We start from the raw sequence: 18,812 nt of genomic DNA on the forward strand, positions 1-18,812 counted from the left end.
GTGGGGGGTCCGAGAAACCCGCGCGAGGGGGAATCCCGACATGCCTTTCGTCACCGTCGGTACGGAGAACTCCGCACCCATCGACCTGTACTACGAGGATCACGGTTCCGGTCAGCCGGTCGTGCTGATCCACGGTTTCCCGTTCAACGGGGCGACCTGGGAGAAGATGAGCGGTCCGCTGCTGAACGCCGGGTACCGGGTGATCACATACGACCGGCGTGGGTTCGGTAACTCCGCCCAGCCGGCCATGGGCTACGACTACGACACGTTCGCCGCCGACCTGGACGTGCTGATGACCGAGCTGGACCTGCGCAACGCGATCCTGGTCGGGCACTCCATGGGCACCGGTGAGGTGACCCGCTACCTGGGCGCGTACGGGTCGGACCGGGTGGACCGGGCGGTCATGATGGCCCCGTTGGCGCCGTACCTGCTGAAGGCGCCCGAGGACCCGGAGGGCGTCGACAAGAGCATGTTCGAGGGGTTCCAGAAGGCGATCATCCAGGACCGGTTCGCCTACCTGACCCAGTTCTGCGACGCGTTCTTCAACGCCAGCGAGAACCGGGGGAAGCTGGTCAGCGACGAGGCGTACCACGCGCACTGGCAGATCGGCGCGCAGGCGTCGGCCAAGGGCACCCATGACTCGGTGGACGCCTGGCAGACCGACTTCCGCGGTGACCTGCCGAACATCGACGTGCCGGTGCTGATCATCCAGGGCGACAAGGACAACGTGCTGCCGTACCCGGTGACGGGCCAGCGGCTGGTGAACATGCTGTCCGACGCCAAGCTGGTCACGCTGAAGGGTGCGCCGCACGGCACGCCGTGGACCCATCCCACCGAGGTCAACAAGGCCATCATGGAGTTCATCGGCAAGCCGAGCATGGCGACCGCCTGACCTGGCGGACGACCGCGGCCCCGGGGATCTCCCCGGGGCCGCGGTCACGCGTGCGTGGTCAGCCGGCCAGGCGGGCCAGCTCCTCCTCGACGATGGACGGGTCGAGCTTGCGGAACACCGGCTTCGGCGCCGCGAGCGGCCGGCCCACCTCCAGGGGTACGGACTCCCAGCGCGCCCCGACCGTGTAGTCACCGGTCAGCACCGGGTACGACGGCCCGCCGTCGAGGTCGTCGACCTCCTCGATCACCGGCATGGGCGCGTGCACGCCGGTGCCGCCGAGCAGCTCGTGGATCTTCTGCGCGGAGTGCGGCAGGAACGGGGTCAGCAGCGTGTTGGCGTCGCTGACGACCTGGAGCGCGACGTGCAGGATGGTGCCCATGCGGGGCTTGTCGTCCTCGCCCTTGAGCTTCCACGGCGCCTGCTCGGAGAGGTACTTGTTGGCCTCGGCGACGACCTTCATGGCCTCGCCGATGGCCTGCTTCTGCCGGTGCCGGGCGATCAGGTCGCCGACGGTGGCGAAGCCGGCCTTCGCGGTGTCCAGCAGCGCCTGGTCGGCCTCGGTGAGCCCGGCCGGGTCGACCGGCGGGATCGCGCCGAAGTTCTTCGCCGCCATCGACACCGAGCGGTTGACCAGGTTGCCCCAGCCGGCGACCAGCTCGTCGTTGTTGCGGCGCAGGAACTCGGCCCAGGTGAAGTCGGTGTCGTTGCTCTCCGGCCCGGCCACCGCGATGAAGTAGCGCAGCGCGTCGGCGTCGTAGCGCTCCAGGAAGTCCCGGACGTAGATGACCACCTTGCGGGAGGAGGAGAACTTCCGCCCCTCCATGGTCAGGTATTCGCTGGAGACGACCTCGGTGGGCAGGTTGAGCCGGCCCAGCTCGCCCGGCTCGCCGTCGCGGGCGCCCGCACCGGAGTAGCCGCCGAGCAGCGCCGGCCAGATCACCGAGTGGAAGACGATGTTGTCCTTGCCCATGAAGTAGTAGGAGCGGGAGTCCTTCCCCTCCCCGTCCGCCGACCACCACTTGCGCCAGGCCTCCGGGTCGCCGGTGCGGCGGGCCCACTCGATGGACGCGGACAGGTAGCCGATGACCGCGTCGAACCAGACGTAGATCCGCTTGTCCGGGCGGTCGCGCCAGTCGTCGAGCGGGATCGGCACGCCCCACTCCAGGTCGCGGGTGATGGCCCGGGGCTGGAGGTCGTCGAGAAGGTTGCGGGAGAACCGCAGCACGTTCGGGCGCCAGCCCTCGCGGGTGTCCAGCCACTGCCGCAGCGCGTCGGCCAGGGCGGGCAGGTCGAGGAAGAAGTGCTCGGTCTCGACGAACTCCGGCGTCTCCCCGTTGATCTTCGACTTGGGGTCGATCAGGTCGATCGGGTCGAGCTGGTTGCCGCAGTTGTCGCACTGGTCGCCGCGTGCGCTGTCGTAGCCGCAGATCGGGCAGGTGCCCTCGATGTAGCGGTCGGGCAGCGTCCGGCCGGTGGACGGGGAGATCGCGCCGGTGGTGACCTTCGGGACGATGTAGCCGTTGCGGTGCAGGCCGGTGAACAGCTCCTGCACCACCGCGTAGTGGTTGCGCGTGGTGGTGCGGGTGAACAGGTCGTACGACAGGCCGAGCGCCCGCAGGTCCTCGGCGATCACCCGGTTGTAGCGGTCGGCCAGCTCGCGCGGGGTGACCCCCTCGGCGTCGGCCTGCACCTGGATCGGGGTGCCGTGTTCGTCGGTGCCGGAAACCATGAGCACGTCGTGACCGGCCATCCGCATGTACCGGGAGAAGACGTCGGAGGGAACGCCGAATCCGGATACGTGGCCGATGTGGCGCGGGCCGTTGGCGTAGGGCCAGGCGACCGCGGCGAGAACGTGACTCATGAGCAGCAAGCCTAGTGATTGCCGTGGGCGCGCCGCGAACCAATGGGGTGTGCGCTCCGACCGTACGTCCGATTTGTCGCCGACACGCGGAGTGAGCTGCCCGACAAGCCAGACGTACCGGTGTGAAATGAACATCGTGACCAGCAGACCAGCGGCGCCCGAGCCGTCGGCGGCCGCCACCCGGCGGGCGGCGCGGCCCACGCCGCCCGGCGGGCCAGTCGCCCCGCAGCCCCGGCTCGACCCGGCGGACCTGCCGGTGGAGGTGGAGCCGACCACCGGCGCACCGGTCGACGCGGTGCCGAACCGGGTGCCGGTGCGCCAGCCGCGCTGGCAGCGGGAGGCCGCCACGTCCGGCGGCTGGGCGCCGATCGAGGAGGTGCACTGGGACGGCACGCCGCTGCGTGACGAGCCCCGTCCACGTCCCGGCCGGCCGCCCGCGCGGCGGGAACGCGCCCGCCCGGTCACGCCGCCGAGTCCGCCCGCCGGTCTGGCCGTGCTGCTGACGCTGAGCCTGCTCGCCGCGTTCTTCGCCTGGGTGAGCGCCGGGCCGTTCTGGCTGGCCGTGGGGCACTCGACCGGCGGCACCGTGATGATCACGCAGTGCGCGGGCGGCGGGCTCACCCAGCGCTGCCGGGGCATCTTCTCCGCCGACGGAGACCGGTTCCAGGCCCACGGGGTACGGGTCAGCGGCGTACCGGCCGGGCACACCGACACCGGCAGTTCGCTACGCGCGCGGATGACCGGGCCGGACGGGTCCACCGCCTACGCGGACACCGGCGCCGGACGGCACCTGCGCTGGCTGCTGGGGCTGGCCCTGGTGGCCGGCTGCGCCGCCGGGATCGCCAGGTGGACCGGGGCGACCCGGCTCGCCGAGGAACGGCAGCGGCGCTGGGCGGTCGGGCTGGCGCTGGCCGGCCCGCTGCTGATCACGGTCGGTTTCCTGGCCGCCGCCTGGTAGGTGCCCGGCGGCCTCAGCCGTGCACCACCGCGTAGACCTCCCGCCGCCGCAGCCCGTACGCGGTGGCGACCTCGGTGATCGCGTCCCGGCGGGACAGCCCGGCCGCCTCGCGCTCGGCCACCGCGGCGCGCAGCGTCTCGTCGTCCGGCCGGACCGCCGGTGTGGCCGGGGCGCCGGCCACGACGAGCGTGATCTCGCCCCGGGGGTCGCCCTCGGCGGCCCACTGGGCCAGCTCGCCGAGCGGCCGGCGGACGACCTCCTCGTAGGTCTTGGTCAGCTCGCGGCAGAGCGCGGCTGGACGATCCTTGCCGAACGCCTCGGCCAGGTCGGCGAGCGCACCGGCGATGCGGTGCGGCGCCTCGAAGAACACCAGCGTGCGCTCCTCGGCGGCGAGCGTGCGCAGCCGGGAGCGGCGGGCACCGGGGGTACGCGGCAGGAAGCCCTCGAAGCAGAACCGGTCGCAGGGCAGCCCGGACAGCGCAAGCGCGGTGGTGACAGCGCTCGGCCCGGGCGCCGCGGTGACCGGCACCCCGGCGTCCAGCGCGGCCCGGACCAGCCGGTACCCGGGGTCCGAGACGCTCGGCATGCCGCCGTCGGTGACCAGCGCGACCGTGTAGCCGGCGGCGAGCACCTCGGCCAGTTCGGGGGTACGCCGCTCCTCGTTGCCCTCGAAGTACGAGACGATCCGGCCGGGCACCGTCACGTCCAGGTCGCGGGCCAGCCGGGTGAGCCGCCGGGTGTCCTCAGCGGCGACCACGTCGGCGGCGGCCAGCACCTCGCGGAACCGGGCGGACGCGTCGGCCGGGTTGCCGAGCGGCGCGCCGAGCAATACGAGCCGCCCTACCTCGGACATTTCCCCCACGGCGTGCGCTCCCTCATCGACGGTCGTACCAATTTCGGAGACGACGGACGCCACCGGGCACCCTCGCAGCCTACGATCGCCGGGTGACGAGTGCGTCGACAGCACAGAGCGCGAACCCGGGCCCTTCCACCACCGACCGGGGCGACGGCGCCGGGCCCGGGCTCGCCGCCGCCGTGCGGCGCCGGCTCGCCACCGTCGACGACCGCATCGGCCGGGGTCAGGCGTGGCTGGCGACAGCCGTGGTGGTGGCCATCGCGGCGATCCTGCGTTTCGTGGGGCTCGGTTTCCCGCCCGGGAAGATCTTCGACGAGACCTACTACGCCAAGGACGCGTACGGGCTGATCGACCGCGGCTTCGAGTGGAACTACAAGGACAACGGCCCCTCGTACGTGGTGCATCCACCGCTGGGCAAGTGGATGATCGGCATCGGCGAGTGGGCCTTCGGCTACCAGGACGCGGACAGCGGCGTCTCGGTGCCGGGGCACCTGATGACGACCTCGCCGGAGTTCGGCTGGCGGTTCGGCGCGGCGGTGGCCGGCACGCTGTCGGTGCTGCTGCTGGTCCGCATCGGGCGGCGGATGTTCCGCTCCACGGTGCTCGGCTGCGCGGCCGGCCTGCTGCTCGCGCTCGACGGCTACCACCTGGTGCTGTCCCGCACGGCCATCCTCGACATCTTCCTGCTGCTGTTCGTGCTCGCCGCGTTCGGCGCGCTGGTGCTCGACCGGGACGCCCGGCGGCGGCGCTGGGCCCGGGCGCTGGAGGGCGGGCTCGACCCGACCCAGCCGGGCAGGGCCGGCCGGCCGTCGTCGGGCTGGCGGGACTGGCCGTGGTGGCGGCTGGCGGCCGGGGTGCTGCTCGGCTGCGCCTGCTCGGTGAAGTGGAGCGCGCTCTACTTCGTGCCGGCGTTCGCGTTGCTGGTGCTGCTCTGGGAGGTCGGCGTCCGCCGCTCGTCCGGGGTACGCCGGCCGTGGCGCGACGCCGTGCTCGACGAGCTGCCGTGGCTGCTCGCGGCGGGCGTGCTGATGCTCGTGACCTACGTCGCGACCTGGTCGGGCTGGCTGCTCGGGCAGGACGGCTACTACCGCCTGGCGGAGCGCTACCCGAACAACCCGGAGCTGAGCGACACCCCGTTCGTCGGGGCGCTGATCAACCTGTGGGAGTACCACAAGGCCGCGTACGGCTTCCACACCCAGCTCGACGACCCGCACAAGTACCAGTCCTGGCCCTGGCAGTGGCTGCTGCTCGGCCGCCCGGTGGCGTTCCACTGGTCCGGTGACGGCAGTTGCGGCGCGCCGAGCTGCGCCTCGGAGGTGCTGCTGCTGGGCACGCCGCTGCTGTGGTGGTCGTTCCTGCCGGCGATCGCCGCGACCGCCTGGCTCGGTCTGGCCCGGCGTGACTGGCGGGCGGGCGCGATCCTTCTCAGCGTCGCCGCCGGCCTGCTGCCCTGGTTCTGGTTCGCCCTCGACGGCCGGACGATGTTCTCCTTCTACGCCGCGCCGGCGGTGCCGTTCCTGGTGCTCGCGGTGGTCTACGTGCTCGGCGCGATCGCCACTCCGGCGCCGGTGACGAACACGGCCGCGCCACCGGACCCGCAACAGGTCCACGACCGCCGGCTGGTGGGCGGGATCATCGCGGGCGCGTACGTGTTGCTCGTGGCGCTGTGTTTCGCGTACTTCTACCCGATCTTCGTGGGCCGGGTGCTGCCGTACGCGGACTGGTCGGCGCGGATGTGGCTGGACGGCCGCTGGATCTGAGGCGGGGGGCGCCGGGCACTGCGCGGCGCCCCGGCACAAAGAAGCGCGCCCCGATCGCCTGCCACGGGGGAAGCGGGCGATTGGGGCGCGCAAGACAGAGCTTAACCACACTCCGGCAACCGCACAACGGGTGCGGGCCGGTCAGATTTCCGACGAGTGCACCACCGGCCGAAAGGTTTACATGGTGCAGCTAACGGTGGGTGGCCGAGCGCGACCGTGACGACCCCGGCGGACGCCGGGAACGGGCACCCGCGACCCGGATGATCTTCCAAAGTGGATCTCACTACACTTCGCCCGGTGATCAACAAGAGACGATCGACGGCCGTCCTCATCGGACTGCTGGCGGCGGCCGCGATGATCGGGCCGAGCCCCGCCGGGGCCGACGACGAGACCACCGAGCCCGTCGCCGAACCACCCAAGGTCGAGCTGGTCCTCGACGTCAGCGGGTCGATGCGGGCCCGCGACATCGACGGCCGCAGCCGGATCTCCGTCGCCCAGCAGGCGTTCAACGAGGTGGTCGACGCCCTGCCGGACGAGACACAGCTCGGCATCCGGGTGCTCGGCGCCACCTACCGGGGCAAGGACAAGAAGCAGGGCTGCCTGGACACCCAGCAGATCGTGCCGGTCGGCCCGGTGGACCGCACCCAGGCCAAGGCCGCCGTCGCCGGGCTGCGCCCGACCGGCTTCACCCCGGTCGGGCTGGCGCTGCGCTCCGCCGCGCAGGACCTGGGCACCGGCAGCACCGCCCGCCGGATCGTGCTGATCACCGACGGTGAGGACACCTGCGCGCCGCCCGACCCGTGCGAGGTGGCCCGCGAGCTGGCCGCCCAGGGCACCCGCCTGGTGGTCGACACGCTCGGCCTCGCGCCGGACGAGAAGGTACGCAAGCAGTTGCTCTGCATCGCCGGCGCGACCGGCGGCACCTACACCGCCGCGCAGAGCGCCGACGAGCTGACCGGCCGGATCAAGCAACTGGTCGACCGCGCCCGGGACACGTACACGGCCGCCCCCGCGGTGGTCGGCGGCGGCACGGCCTGCGAGGGCGCCCCGCTGCTCGCCCCCGGCGTCTACAGCGACCGCGAGGCGTTCTCCGAGCACCGCTGGTACCGGGTGCCGGTGCGTCCCGGGCAGGAGCTGCGCGCCTCGGTGAGCGTCGCGCTGGACCGCCCGGTCAACCCGGACTACGGCGTACTGCTGCGCGCCACCGCGCCCGACGGGCGGGAACTGGTCCGGGGCGTCGACGCCGGCAGCGGGCGTACCGACGTCGTCTCCGCCGGGCTGCGCTGGTCGGCCGCCGAAGAGGAGGAGGAGGACGGCCCGAGCACCGAGCCGACGCCGGGCACGGAGCAGGCCGCACGGACCGTCTGCCTGGTGGTCAGCAACTCGTTCGCGGCCAAGCCCGGCACCCAGGCCCGTCCCGGCATGCCGGTCGAGCTGACAGTCGACGTGGTGGCCGCCTCCCCCGCGCCGGACGGACCGGACCTCGGCCGCGGCTGGGTGCTGCTGCTCCTGCTCACGCTCGCCGGACTGCTCACCGGGCTGCTCGCCGGACTGCTCACCCGCTGGTGGGTGCACACGTGGAGGACGAACTGAGCATGCGTACGCTGATCCGCGCCGCGGCGGCGACCACCGCCGTCGGACTCGCGCTCACCCCGGCGGCGGCCCTGGCCGCGCCCAGCCCGTCACCGGGCGCGACCACGGTGACCAAGGCCGGCACCTCGTTCCTCACCGCCACGACCGTCACCGCCGGTCAGCCGGTGCAGGTCGGCGCGTCGACCGGCGACCACCTGTACTGGTCGTTCCGCGCCGACGCCGGGCAGGTGCACGAGGTGACCGCCACCGTCACGTTCCCGAAGTCACGCAGCGGCGCGTCCACCTGGACCATCGACGTCTTCGACGGGCTGCGCCGCCGGCAGGCGTGCACAGCGGGCGCGCAGACCCCCACCGCCGACGCGTCGGCGACGAGCGTCGCGCTGGGCTGCACGCTGCGGCGGGTACGGCCGTGGGCCGAGCCCTGGTCGGGCGACCCGCTGCCCGGCACCTACTACATCCGGCTCTCCGTCACCGACCTGCCCGAGCCCGACCTCGGCCTGCCGATCGACGTGGAGATGCTCGTCGGCGCGACCGACGAGGGCGGCGCGTCCGGCGACGACGGCGAACTGGCCGCGCCGCTGGTGCCGAACACCCGGGCCGGCACCGTGCTGACCGCCGAGCCGACGCCCGAGCCGGTGGCCGACGAGGAGATCGACCTGACCGGCTGGCTCCCGGAGGCCGGGTCGCGCTGGGTGTGGACCACGGTGGGCGGCGTGCTCGCCGCCGTGGCCGGCGTGGTCGGCTTCGGGCTCACCCGGCGGCCCCGCCGCCCCTGAGGACCGCAGCCGGTGGCCGCCGCGAACCCGACGCGGCGGCCACCGGACGCGCTCACGCCTCGGCGGTACGCGGGCCGCGCGGCACCCAGCCGATGAAGCGGTCCTGGAGCGCGGTGACCGGCACGGAGCGCAGATCCTGCGTCGCCGCGGCGAGGCAGGATCCGAGATAGACGCTCAACGACGCCCGGTCCACCTGGTACTCGCGCAGCAGGTGATGACGTTTCGTGGCGCAGGGCCAGTCGTCACCGCACGAGCCGCAGGTCCAGTGGGGGGTCACCGGCACGTGCTCGCCGCCGGTGCTCCCCGAGCCCTCCACGCCAGGCGTCATCGGCCGCTCCTTCCGAGTCGGAAATGGGTGGTGATGGACCGGTTGCCTCCCCGCAACGTTCCTTCAGCGCAGCGGCACGCCCAAGCGTTACGGTACGTTCACCGCGTGTCCCCGTCATCCACCTCTCGTGCGTGATCTGCTTCCGGCCGAGGTCGCCGTCGCGGTGGCCGCCCCCGCCGACTGGGCCGGTGACCTGCTCCCGGCCGAGCTGGCCGCCCTGGGTGAGCGCGCGGTGCCCGGCCGCCGCCGTGACTTCACCGCCGGGCGCGTCTGCGCCCGCCGGGCGCTCGGCGCGCTCGGCCTGCCCGCCACGCCGGTACCGGCCGGCGCCGACCGGGCCCCGATCTGGCCGCCCGGCGTGGTCGGCGCGATCACCCACACCCGCGACTACTGCGCGGCGGCCGCCGCCCGTGCCGCCGACGTGCGCGCCGTCGGTATCGACGCCGAGCGCTACCGGCCGCTCTCTGCCGGGGTACGGCGGAAGGTGTGCCGCCCCGACGAGGAGGCGGACCTGGCCCGGCTGCCGTCCGGCACGCCCTGGCCGACCGTGCTGTTCAGCGCGAAGGAGACCGTCTACAAGGTCTGGCACCCGCTGGTCGGGACGTGGCTGGGTTTCGCCGACGCGCGCGTCGTGCTCGACCCGGAGGCGGGCACCTTCCACGCGGTGATCGCGCCGGCCCGGATCGCCGCCGCCCCGGTGCCCGATCCGCCGTCAGCGGTGACCGGACGGTTCGCCGTGGACGACGACCTGGTCCGCACCGCGGCCGTCCTGCCACATCGATGAGCCACTGCCGGGCGGGTTGTGCCCGGCTTGTACCGTCGTTCCGACTGAAAATTCCGAAGGCGCCCAAGGAGTACGGTGAGCAACCCTCAGCCTCCGTCCGGGTCACCCGACCCGAACCAGCAGCCGCAGGAACCGCCGACGCAGGCGTTCCCCACCGCCCCGATGCCGCCGGTGCCGGGCAGCCCGTACGCGCCGCCGCCCGCTCCGACCTCGGGCGCGCCCTATCCGCCGCCTTCGGACGCGCCGCAGCCGCCCGTCTCGGGCGCGCCGCCCGTCTCCGGTCCGCCGCAGCCGCCGACCTCCGGGGCGCCCTATCCCCCGCAGCCGGGTCCGGGCGAGCAGTACCCGCCCGCGCCCGCTCCCACCACGGCGTTCCCGCCGGCGCCGCCCACCTCGGGCGCGCCCTACCCGCCGCCGGGCAGCGAGTACCAGCCCTCGCCCGGGGCGTACCAGCCGCCGGGGTTCGAGTACCAGGCACCAGGCGCCGCCTACCAGCCGCCGGGGTCCGAGTACCAGCCCCCGGGTGCCGCGTACCAGCCGCCGGGCAGTGAGTACCAGCCGCCGGGCGGGGCGTACCCGCCGCCGGGCGGTTACCCTCCGCCGGGTGGTGGCGCGTACCCGCCACCGCCCGGAGCGCCGTTCGGGCCGCCGGCGAAGAAGTCGAACAAGAACGTCTGGATCACGGTCGGCATCATCGCGGTGATCCTGCTGCTGCTGTGCTGCGGTGGCGGCATCTTCGCCATCTACAGCGGCGCGAAGAAGACCCAGGAGGCGATCGACTCGCTGCCCACGCCGGGCGTCACCTATGGCCAGCCCACAGGTGACACCCCGACGGGCGTTCCCACCGGCACGCCGCAGCCGGGCAACACCGACGACAAGACGTTCAACATGCCGGCCGGCGACAAGCTGGTCGTCAACGACGACCGCGGCACCATCGAGATCACCGTCGGCAACTTCCGGACCAGGAACGCCGCCTGCAGCGAGGTCATGCCCGGCCCGAAGAACGGCATGTTCCTGATCGCCGACGTGACCGCCGAGATCACCAAGGGCACCGGCTCGATCAACCCGTTCTACTTCACCTGGGTCGCCGCGGACGGCACCGAGGAGAGCGGCATCGGCGGCGCCTTCTCCGGTTGCGGCAAGCTGATGACCTCGGGCACCAACCTGCCCGAGGGTTCCAAGCGCAGCGGCCAGCTCATCTTCGACGTGAAGGACCAGAACGGCGTCGTCGAGTACAAGCACCGCTTCCGTTCCGCCGGGTCCTGGAAGCCCTGACCCCACGCGAGACCCCGCACGGGGGCCGGTCCACAGCGGACCGGCCCCCGTGTCCGTTCGGGTGAGGCCGGCAGCCGATCGGACATTTCCATGTGCGCGTGCCGACCCTCGGTCGCCAGGCTCGGAGCATGGCGAACGAGACGACGATCCCACTGCTGCCGTGCCGCTCCCTGGACGACGTGGCACCCTTCTACCAGGCGCTCGGCTTCGAGGCCACGTACCGGCAGGAGCGCCCGAACCCGTACCTCACGCTGCGGCGGGAGGATCTCCATCTGCACTTCTTCGGGATGCCGGAGTTCGATCCCGCCGACTCGTACGGCTCCTGCCTGGTGGTGGTGGACGACCTGGTCGACATCCACCGGGCCTTCGCCGACGGCATGCGTGCCACGTACGGCAGGGTGCTCGTCTCCGGCGTGCCCCGGATGACCCGGCCCCGGCCCCGCCGCAACCAGGACGGCCACTTCGGGTTCAGCATCGTCGACCCCGGCGGCAACTGGATCCGGTTCGTCGGCCGGGCCGAGCCACCCCGGGCCGACGACAAGGGCGGCCTGGCCCGCACGCTGGGCAACGCGGTGGTGCAGGCCGACTCGCGCGGCAATCCCGCCCAGGCCGCGCGGATCCTCGACGGCGCGCTGGCCCGCCCGGAGGCCGCCGACGACCCGGCCGTCCAGGTGGAGGCGCTGGTCTACCGGGCGGAGCTGGCGCTGCAACTCGGCGAGCCGGAGACGGCGCGGGAGCTGGTGCGGCAGGCCCGCTCGGTCCCGCTGGACGACGCTGCGCGCGACGCGCTGGCCGACACGCTGCGGCACGCCGAGGACCTGACCGCGAGCATGCCGCCCGGATAGCCACCCGGCGCGGCCGGCTCAGTCGCGGCTCGCAGCCGGCTCGGGCCGAGGCGGCGGAGCCGGGCCGGTGGTGGCGGTTTGCCGGCCGGGCCAGCGGGGACGCGACGCGGCAGGCGGCGAGGGCCGCGACGCGACGATCCGGGGAGGCGGCATGAGCGTCGAGCGCGCGAAGAACGACCTGGAGGATCTGGCCGGTCCGGCCCGGGCGCGGCTCGGTGACCTGAACCAGGACGAACACGCCGAAGCGGACCGGGTACGCGAACAGGACGAGATCCGGGGCAAGCGCCCCGGCGAGCACATCCAGGCGGACGCCCGCGACGCCGACGACAACTTCTCCGCCTGACCCTGTGCCGCCGAAGATCTTGTTGACAAACGGCCCTCATATGGGCCGAAATCTTCCAAGATCTCCCCGGACCGGCGTGGAGGGGCAGTGTCAGGCCTGGTTCCTATCCTGTGGTGATGGTTCTCACCGACGTCACCGGGTCCTGGGCAGGCACCAACGGCTTCCGGCTGATGCCCTCCGACCCGCTCGCCGAGTCGCCCGCCGCGCTCACAGTCGCCACCGCGGCCGGCGGGCACCTGACCACCGTGTCGTACTCGTGGGACCACCCCGACGACGGCCCGCAGGACGGCCTGCTGGTGATCGCCGCGGGCGACCGGCCGGGCTCGCTCGTCGCCTGGTGGGGCGACTCGTGGCACCAGCAGCCGACCCCGATGACGCTCACCGGCGCGGCGGACGGGGTGTCGGCTGTCGAACTGAGCGCCGAGTACGGCGGCGGCTGGGGATGGCGGATCGTCCTCGACACCGCCGACCCGGCCCTCCTGCGCCTGCGGATGGAGAACGTCGTCCCCGCAGACCAGGCCGGGCCCGGCACACCGGCCGGGCCCTACCCCGCGATGCTCACCGAGGTGCGCCGGGCCTGAGCCCGATCAGGCGTCGAGGATCTCCCGCAGCCGGCGCGCGAACGCCTCCGGCTGCCCGGCCTGGCCCATCTCCTCGCCGAGGAACCCGCCGTGGTGGCTCGGGAAGACCGCGGGTTGCCCGCCGAGCAGCTCGGCCGTGGCCACCGACGTCCGCGCGGTGAGCGTGTCCGCCGACTCCTCGCCCACGGCGATCACCACGCGGGTCGGTGCGGCGCGCAGCGCGTCGGCGTCCGGCCGGTACACGGTGACCGCCGCGGACCGGTCGGAGAGCAGCGGGTCGTCCCGGCTGCCGTCGTCCTCGGCCGGCATCCCGAACGCGGCGGGGTCCGGCGCGGGCTGGGCGAAGTAGTCGTCGGTGAACTCGCCCCGCCACGACGTCAGGCCGATGAACGCCGCCATGCCGGCGCCCCAGCCGTTCTTCCGGTACGCCTCCTGGCAGGCGGCCATGGCCCGGCCGGCCGCCTCGGCGTCGGGGAGCAGCGTGGTCAGCGGCGGCTCGTGCGCCACCAGCGTGGTCACCACGTCCGGGTACGCGGCCACCAGGGCGAGCGCGGTCACCGCGCCGCCGCTGCTGGCGAACATGTCGACCGGGCCCACGCCGAGGGCGTCGACGATGTCGCGTACGTCCCGGGCCTGGACCTCGGGCAGCGAGTCGTTCCGGCCGTCCTTGCGGACGCTCCGGCCGAGCCCGCGCGGGTCGTACGTGATGACGGTGCGGTCCGGGAAGTACGACGCGAGCGTGGTGAAGCCGTCGGCGCACATGGGCTGGCCGATCATGAACAAGGGGCGGTGCCCGCCCTCGGCCGCCGTGGGGGCGTGGACGTCGTAGACGAGGTCGACCTCGGGCGTCTGCAGAGTGAGCGTCTTCATGCCTCTGTCGACCGGTGCCGGCCGGGAAAATCATCGGTCCTGCGGAAACGTGTGCCGGGGCGCGGCTCGCGGCGGTGTCGGCGCCCACCGCCGCGAGCCGTGCCGTCGCGGTCAGCTCACCGTGCCGGTGACGGTGCTGCCGGACTTCGTGACGTAGTAGGTCAGCTTCGTGCCGCTCCAGAAGTGGAACGTGAGCGTCACCCGCTGGCCGTCGTTGACCTCGGCGAAGAACTCCGGCTTCAGCGCGATCGTGTTGCCGGCGTAGTCCGGCGCGAACGTCACGTCGAACTCCTTGTACGAGGTCCAGTTGTGCGGGCCGGCGTTGCTGCCGTCGGCGTACTTCGCCTCCATCGTGGCGAGCTGGTCGCCGCGGAACTGCGCCGGGAGCGTGAACGCGGCGGTGGTGCCGGTCGCGTTGGAGAGCACCGGCGGGTCGTACGAGATGATGCTGATGCGCCACGGCACGCCCGCGGAGAAGCGGGCCTGGAGGTTGGCGTTCACCCCGTACGCGCGGGAGCCGACGAGCCGGGTCAGCGCCGACGCGGTGAACGTCAGGGTGGTGCCGGAGACGGTGTAGTCGGTGCCGTTGACCAGGTCGGTGGTGCCCTGGCGCAGCCCCTGGAACGTGGTGCCGTTCAGGTTGAGTGTCAGGCTCTTGGCGGTGATCGAGCCGGTCCGCGGCACGTACACCTGGTCGCTGGACGCGGTGCCGGAGCGGGTGGTCCAGCTCGACTTGATCTGCGCGAACAGCTCGGGGTCCTTCCAGACGAAGGACGTGCGGTCGAAGTGCTGGCCGTTGTCCCAGAGCTGGGTGGTCAGTTTGCGGCTGCGCGCGTAGTGGCCGAGGAACTCGAAGAACTTGAGCTTCTCGCCCTGCTCGATGGTGCCGGTGTGGCGGTCGAAGCCGAGCAGCCCGTACTCGCCGATGATCACCGGGATGTTGCGGGTGACGAAGGCGTTGTAGACGCGGTCGAACTGGTCGGTCAGGTCCTGCTGGACCGTCGCGTCGAACCGGGTGCCCCCGGCGACGTTCACGCTGAACGGCCAGTACCCGTAGAAGTGCACGGTGGCGATCAGGTTCGGGTCGTTGAGCGTGTTGAACGTGCTGACCAGTTCGTCCACCCGGGCCTGCTCGGCGGAGGTGTGCAGGGTCGGCAGGACGAGCAGCCGGGTGGCGTTGTTCCCGCCGGACTGGCGGACGATGCGGTGGAACGAGGTGTTCAGCTCGTTGAGCAGCGTGGCGTTCTGCGCGTCGCCGGAGCTGCCGGTGAACTGCGGTTCGTTGACGCTCTCGAAGGTCAGCTTCGGCGAGGAGTCCTTGAACGCGGCGGCGATCTGGGTCCAGAGCGCGTTGTAGCGGTTCAGCACGCCTGCGCGGTCGGTGGGCATCGTGTTGATCCACTGCCACGAATCGTGGTGGATGTTGAGCACCACGTAGAAGCCGTCGGCGAGCGCCCAGCCGACCACCTCGCGTACCCGGTTGAGCCAGGCCGCGTCGATCGTGTAGTTCGGCGCGGCGCCGTGGTGGTTGCTCCAGGTCACCGGGATGCGGATGCTGTTGAAGCCCTGCGCCCGGACGTTGTCGAGCAGTGCCTCGGTGACCCGCGGGTTGCCCCAGGCGGTCTCGTCCGCGCCGACCGCGTCGAAGGAGTTGCCGAGGTTCCAGCCGGGCTGCATGGCGGCGACAGCGGCCATGGCGTTGCCGGCGGGCGGCGGGGTCGTGGGCGGTGGCGTGGTGGGCGGCGGGGTGGTCGGGGGCGGAGTGGTCGGCGGTGGCGTGGTGGTCGGCGGCGGGGTGGTTCCGCCGACGCCGCCGGTGCAGGCCACGCCGTTGAGCGAGAACGCTGTCGGCGCGGTGTTCGCGCCGGACCAGGAGCCGTTGAAGCCGAACGAGACGCTGCCGTTTGTGGCGATGGCGCCGTTGTAGCCGACGTTCGTGGCGGTGACGTCGGCGCCGGAGGAGGTGACCGTGGCGCTCCACGCCTGGGTGACCCGCTGGCCGGACGGGAACGTCCAGCGCAGGTTCCAGCCGTTCACCGGGTCACCGAGGTTCGTCACGTCGACGTTCGCGGTGAAACCGCCGGGCCACTGGCTGGCGGTCGTGTAGGTGACGCGGCAGCCGGCCGCCGCCTGGGCGTTCGTCGCCATCACGGCGGTGCCGGTCACGAGCGTGGCGGCGGTCGCGGCGACCAGGCCGACCCGCAATCGGGCGGTACGGGGAGAGCGGAACATGGTGGTTCCTTCGTGGTGGGGTGGGGCGCGTGGACGGGGAAGGCGGGGCGCGCACCCGCCCAGCGCGAGAGTAAGTTTGGAATCTAAACATTGTCAATCGGCAGACGTGGATGCAGGAAGCACGTCAGGCGGTCGGCAGCGTCTCGACGGTGAGGTGCGCCGACAGTGCGCGCAGGAAATCGGGCGCGTCGAAGATCCGGCCGGCCGAGGCGACGCCGGTCGCCCGCGTCCGCCCGGTCAGGATCCGGTGGACCGCCTCGACCGCCAGCGGCGCGCTGATCGCGTAGATGTCCTGCCCGTGGGCCGCCACCCGCCGCCGGGCGTCACCCGCGCGCACCACCACGTCGACTGTGAACGTCTGCGCGGACCGGCCACGCTCGTCCACAGCGGCCGGCGCGTCCCCGGCGGCCAGGTCCCCTGCCGCGTTCACGGTCATGTACGTGCACACCTCCGGGATGTCCAGGTGGCTTGGCACCGTCACCACGTCGGCCATGGTGAACTCGCCGAGCACCGGCCGGACACCGAGCGGCGCCGGGAACTCCCAGTCCAGCCGGGGCAGGTCGCCGTCGGCGTACACCAGGCGCCCGTCGGTGAAGCGGACCCGCCGGCCGTCGCGGCGCTCGCGTGAGACGACGCCGGAGGCGACCGTCCCGGCCGTCGGGTGCCAGCTGCTCAGCCCGTACGCGACGTGCGCCTCGTCGGCCGCCGTCCAGTCCCCCATCGCGGCGGTGACCAGCAGGTCGCCGAGTCCGCCGAAGAACGCCATGGCCGGCACCACCGCCACGCCCGCGGCCTCGGCACGCCCGGCGTAGTCGGCGAACGTGTCCCGGTTCGCCTCGATCTCGGCCGCCACGTCGACGTAGGGGATTCCCGCTCGCACCGCGGCCTCGATCAGCGGACCCGCGGTCGAGGCGAACGGACCGGCGCAGTTGACCACCGCCGCCGCCCCGGCCAGCGCCCGATCCAGCGAGGCCGGGTCGTCCACCGACGCCACCCGGTGCTCCTCCCCCGGGAACGCGGCCGACAGCTTGCCCGCGTCGCGCCCGACCGGCAGCGGCTCGTAACCCCGCTCCCGCAGCTCCGCCACCACGAACCGCCCGGTGTGCCCGTACGCCCCGAACACCGCCACCTGCATGATGCTCTCCCTCGAAGATCGACTGAACTGATCCTCGCCGGGATCCGAGGGCCGGGACAGTGGCGCAAACGCCAATGCCCGTACAGTTTCGGACATGACTCTGATCGCGCTCGCCGCCACCGACGGGATGCTGCACTTCGAGCTGGCGGCGGCCTGCGAGATCTTCGTCCGCGACCCGACCGGCCTGGCCGACCCCTGGTACGACCTCGTGGTCTGCGGCCCCGGCCCGGTCGGCGTCGGCCGGTTCGCCGTCACGCCCGACCACGGGCTGGACCACCTGGCACGCGCCGACACGGTGATCGTCCCGGCGATCGAGGACACCGACGCCGAGCCGCCGTCCGATCTGGTCGACGCCGTCCGCGCCGCGCACGAGGCGGGTGCCCGGATGGTCTCGTTCTGCACCGGCGCGTTCGTGCTCGCCGCCGCCGGCATCCTCGACGGGCTGCGCGCCACCACCCACTGGGCGCACACCGACGCGCTCGCCGCCCGCTACCCGCGCGTCCAGGTCGACCCGGACGTGCTCTACGTGGACAACGGCGACGTGCTCGCCTCCGCCGGCAAGGCCGCCGCGATCGACCTGTGCCTGCACCTGATCCGCCGCGACCACGGCTCGACGGTCGCCAACGCGGTCGCCCGCCGCCTGGTGGTGCCGCCGCACCGCGCGGGCGGCCAGGCCCAGTACGTCACCACACCCGTCCCGGCCCGCGAGGACCACCCGCTCGCCGCGCTGCTCCCCTGGGCGATGGCGCGGCTGGACCACCCGCTCACCGTCGCCGACCTCGCCCGCCAGGCGACCATGAGCACCCGCAACCTGGTCCGGCACTTCACCGCCGCGACCGGGGCCACGCCCTCGCAGTGGTTGGCGACGCAGCGTATCCGGCGGGCGCAGGAGCTGCTGGAGAACACCGACGACAGCATCGACGCCGTCGCCGAGGCGTCGGGCATGGGTACGGCGACGACACTGCGCCGGCACTTCCAGCGCACCGTGGGCGTACCGCCGGACACCTACCGCCGCACGTTCCGCCGCGGCTGACCCGATTGCCCGCGCAACGGCCCGGGTAGAAGGTCCACCATGGATCCGAGCACGGGGTCGAAGCAGCGCTGGTGGAACACCTACCCGGAGGCCACGACCGGGCAGTGGACGACAGCCGTCGTGGTGGCCCTGGCCCTCTCGATGCCGACCACCCTGCTCTGCGTGTGGCTGGCGACGTCGCTGCTCAGTGATGCCCACTGGCTGCTCCAGACGCTCGCCTTCGCCGTCGTCGGTCTCGTCGTCGGCGCTGGCGCCCTCGTACTGCTGACAAAGCTCGCCGGGCGCCGCACGACCTGACCTTGCCCGGCGGTTGTAGCCTCGGCCTCCGACTCGGCCCTCGGACCACCGGAGCAGACCATGGCGGAGCAGGTACGTGTGCCGGACGACGGCGCCGGCAGCGAATTCTTCAGCTTCGCGCACACATACAACGGCTACGAGTTGCGGGGCAGCTTCGAGGCGCTCGCCGCCACCGCGCAGGCCGTACGCGAGCGCTGGGAGCGGACCGGCGAACTCGGCGACGACGTCGACGAGTTGCGCGCCTGCCTGTTCTTCGAGGCACGGGCCTTCCGTCACGGCGGCGGATATGGTCGGTTCGACCAACGGCCGATCGTCCCTGGGCTGGTGGCGCGCATCCGGTCGTTGTCCGGGGGCGTCGTACCGGACAAGTCGACGATCACCTGACCTGAGGCA

At 72.8% G+C, this 18,812-nt stretch carries 19 protein-coding genes; 13 read left to right on the forward strand and 6 right to left on the reverse strand.

Going from position 1 to position 18,812, the window contains the following annotated elements; genetic code table 11:
* The first annotated feature begins 40 nt into the window (after positions 1-40).
* Positions 41-892 carry an alpha/beta fold hydrolase gene (locus M8C11_RS20945; RefSeq protein WP_252452241.1) on the forward strand — a complete coding sequence of 284 codons (852 nt, stop codon included), beginning with the start codon at positions 41-43 and terminating at the stop codon, positions 890-892.
* Between the two features lie 58 nt (positions 893-950).
* On the opposite strand, the gene metG is transcribed toward M8C11_RS20945, so the two are convergent.
* Positions 951-2,753, reverse strand: a complete 1,803-nt coding sequence (metG, locus tag M8C11_RS20950) for a methionine--tRNA ligase (RefSeq protein WP_252452244.1) — start codon at positions 2,751-2,753, stop codon at positions 951-953.
* Between the two features lie 127 nt (positions 2,754-2,880).
* Here metG and M8C11_RS20955 point away from each other — a divergent pair, with 127 nt between their 5' ends.
* The gene (locus tag M8C11_RS20955; protein WP_252452247.1) at positions 2,881-3,711 is read left to right on the forward strand and encodes a hypothetical protein; all 831 of its coding nucleotides are present in this window, start codon (positions 2,881-2,883) and stop codon (positions 3,709-3,711) included.
* Positions 3,712-3,724: 13 nt separating this feature from the next.
* Here the strand turns inward: M8C11_RS20955 and rsmI are convergent, their stop codons facing one another.
* Positions 3,725-4,564, reverse strand: a complete 840-nt coding sequence (gene rsmI / locus M8C11_RS20960; protein WP_256487233.1) for a 16S rRNA (cytidine(1402)-2'-O)-methyltransferase — start codon at positions 4,562-4,564, stop codon at positions 3,725-3,727.
* 92 nt (positions 4,565-4,656) lie between these two features.
* Here rsmI and M8C11_RS20965 point away from each other — a divergent pair, with 92 nt between their 5' ends.
* The 3 genes from M8C11_RS20965 (at position 4,657) to M8C11_RS20975 (ending at position 8,696) form a co-directional block, all read left to right on the forward strand.
* On the forward strand, positions 4,657-6,327 hold the full coding sequence (locus M8C11_RS20965; RefSeq protein WP_252452252.1) for a dolichyl-phosphate-mannose--protein mannosyltransferase: 1,671 nt from the start codon (positions 4,657-4,659) through the stop codon (positions 6,325-6,327).
* A 297-nt stretch (positions 6,328-6,624) separates the two neighbouring features.
* Positions 6,625-7,920 (forward strand): VWA domain-containing protein, encoded by a 1,296-nt coding sequence (locus tag M8C11_RS20970; RefSeq protein WP_252452254.1) that lies wholly within the window; start codon positions 6,625-6,627, stop codon positions 7,918-7,920.
* 2 nt (positions 7,921-7,922) lie between these two features.
* Positions 7,923-8,696: a peptidase gene (locus M8C11_RS20975; RefSeq protein ID WP_252452413.1), complete on the forward strand. Its 774-nt coding sequence runs from the start codon at positions 7,923-7,925 to the stop codon at positions 8,694-8,696.
* A gap of 52 nt (positions 8,697-8,748) precedes the next feature.
* Here M8C11_RS20975 and M8C11_RS20980 read toward each other — a convergent pair whose 3' ends face one another.
* Complete coding sequence (locus tag M8C11_RS20980; RefSeq protein ID WP_252452256.1) at positions 8,749-9,024, reverse strand: hypothetical protein; 276 nt, start codon at positions 9,022-9,024, stop codon at positions 8,749-8,751.
* Between the two features lie 127 nt (positions 9,025-9,151).
* Between M8C11_RS20980 and M8C11_RS20985 the strand changes: the two genes are divergently transcribed.
* From M8C11_RS20985 to M8C11_RS21005, 5 genes are all read left to right on the forward strand, one after another.
* A complete protein-coding gene (locus M8C11_RS20985; protein WP_162959170.1) occupies positions 9,152-9,808 on the forward strand; it encodes a 4'-phosphopantetheinyl transferase in 657 nt (218 codons plus the stop codon).
* 75 nt (positions 9,809-9,883) lie between these two features.
* Positions 9,884-11,083 carry a hypothetical protein gene (locus tag M8C11_RS20990; RefSeq protein ID WP_252452258.1) on the forward strand — a complete coding sequence of 400 codons (1,200 nt, stop codon included), beginning with the start codon at positions 9,884-9,886 and terminating at the stop codon, positions 11,081-11,083.
* Positions 11,084-11,211: 128 nt separating this feature from the next.
* A complete protein-coding gene (locus tag M8C11_RS20995; RefSeq protein WP_121686295.1) occupies positions 11,212-11,928 on the forward strand; it encodes a VOC family protein in 717 nt (238 codons plus the stop codon).
* Between the two features lie 151 nt (positions 11,929-12,079).
* Positions 12,080-12,271 (forward strand): general stress protein CsbD, encoded by a 192-nt coding sequence (locus tag M8C11_RS21000; protein ID WP_120571734.1) that lies wholly within the window; start codon positions 12,080-12,082, stop codon positions 12,269-12,271.
* Between the two features lie 116 nt (positions 12,272-12,387).
* Complete coding sequence (locus M8C11_RS21005) at positions 12,388-12,852, forward strand: hypothetical protein (protein WP_121686303.1); 465 nt, start codon at positions 12,388-12,390, stop codon at positions 12,850-12,852.
* A 6-nt stretch (positions 12,853-12,858) separates the two neighbouring features.
* On the opposite strand, the gene M8C11_RS21010 is transcribed toward M8C11_RS21005, so the two are convergent.
* The 3 genes from M8C11_RS21010 to M8C11_RS21020 all read right to left on the reverse strand — a co-directional run bounded on the left by M8C11_RS21010 (position 12,859) and on the right by M8C11_RS21020 (position 17,089).
* Positions 12,859-13,722: an alpha/beta fold hydrolase gene (locus M8C11_RS21010; RefSeq protein ID WP_120571735.1), complete on the reverse strand. Its 864-nt coding sequence runs from the start codon at positions 13,720-13,722 to the stop codon at positions 12,859-12,861.
* A gap of 111 nt (positions 13,723-13,833) precedes the next feature.
* Positions 13,834-15,954, reverse strand: a complete 2,121-nt coding sequence (locus M8C11_RS21015; RefSeq protein WP_252452260.1) for a cellulase family glycosylhydrolase — start codon at positions 15,952-15,954, stop codon at positions 13,834-13,836.
* Positions 15,955-16,078: 124 nt separating this feature from the next.
* Positions 16,079-17,089 carry a trans-acting enoyl reductase family protein gene (locus tag M8C11_RS21020; protein WP_252452262.1) on the reverse strand — a complete coding sequence of 337 codons (1,011 nt, stop codon included), beginning with the start codon at positions 17,087-17,089 and terminating at the stop codon, positions 16,079-16,081.
* 94 nt (positions 17,090-17,183) lie between these two features.
* Here M8C11_RS21020 and M8C11_RS21025 point away from each other — a divergent pair, with 94 nt between their 5' ends.
* Genes M8C11_RS21025 through M8C11_RS21035 form a run of 3 tightly spaced genes read left to right on the forward strand, consistent with a single transcriptional unit; the run spans position 17,184 to position 18,803 of the window.
* Positions 17,184-18,122 (forward strand): helix-turn-helix domain-containing protein, encoded by a 939-nt coding sequence (locus tag M8C11_RS21025; protein WP_252452264.1) that lies wholly within the window; start codon positions 17,184-17,186, stop codon positions 18,120-18,122.
* A 39-nt stretch (positions 18,123-18,161) separates the two neighbouring features.
* On the forward strand, positions 18,162-18,419 hold the full coding sequence (locus M8C11_RS21030; RefSeq protein WP_120571739.1) for a hypothetical protein: 258 nt from the start codon (positions 18,162-18,164) through the stop codon (positions 18,417-18,419).
* 60 nt (positions 18,420-18,479) lie between these two features.
* A complete protein-coding gene (locus M8C11_RS21035) occupies positions 18,480-18,803 on the forward strand; it encodes a hypothetical protein (protein ID WP_120571740.1) in 324 nt (107 codons plus the stop codon).
* Positions 18,804-18,812: the final 9 nt, after the last annotated feature.

This window comes from Micromonospora sp. CPM1 (assembly GCF_023896895.1).
GTDB classification, from domain to species: domain Bacteria; phylum Actinomycetota; class Actinomycetes; order Mycobacteriales; family Micromonosporaceae; genus Micromonospora; species Micromonospora tulbaghiae.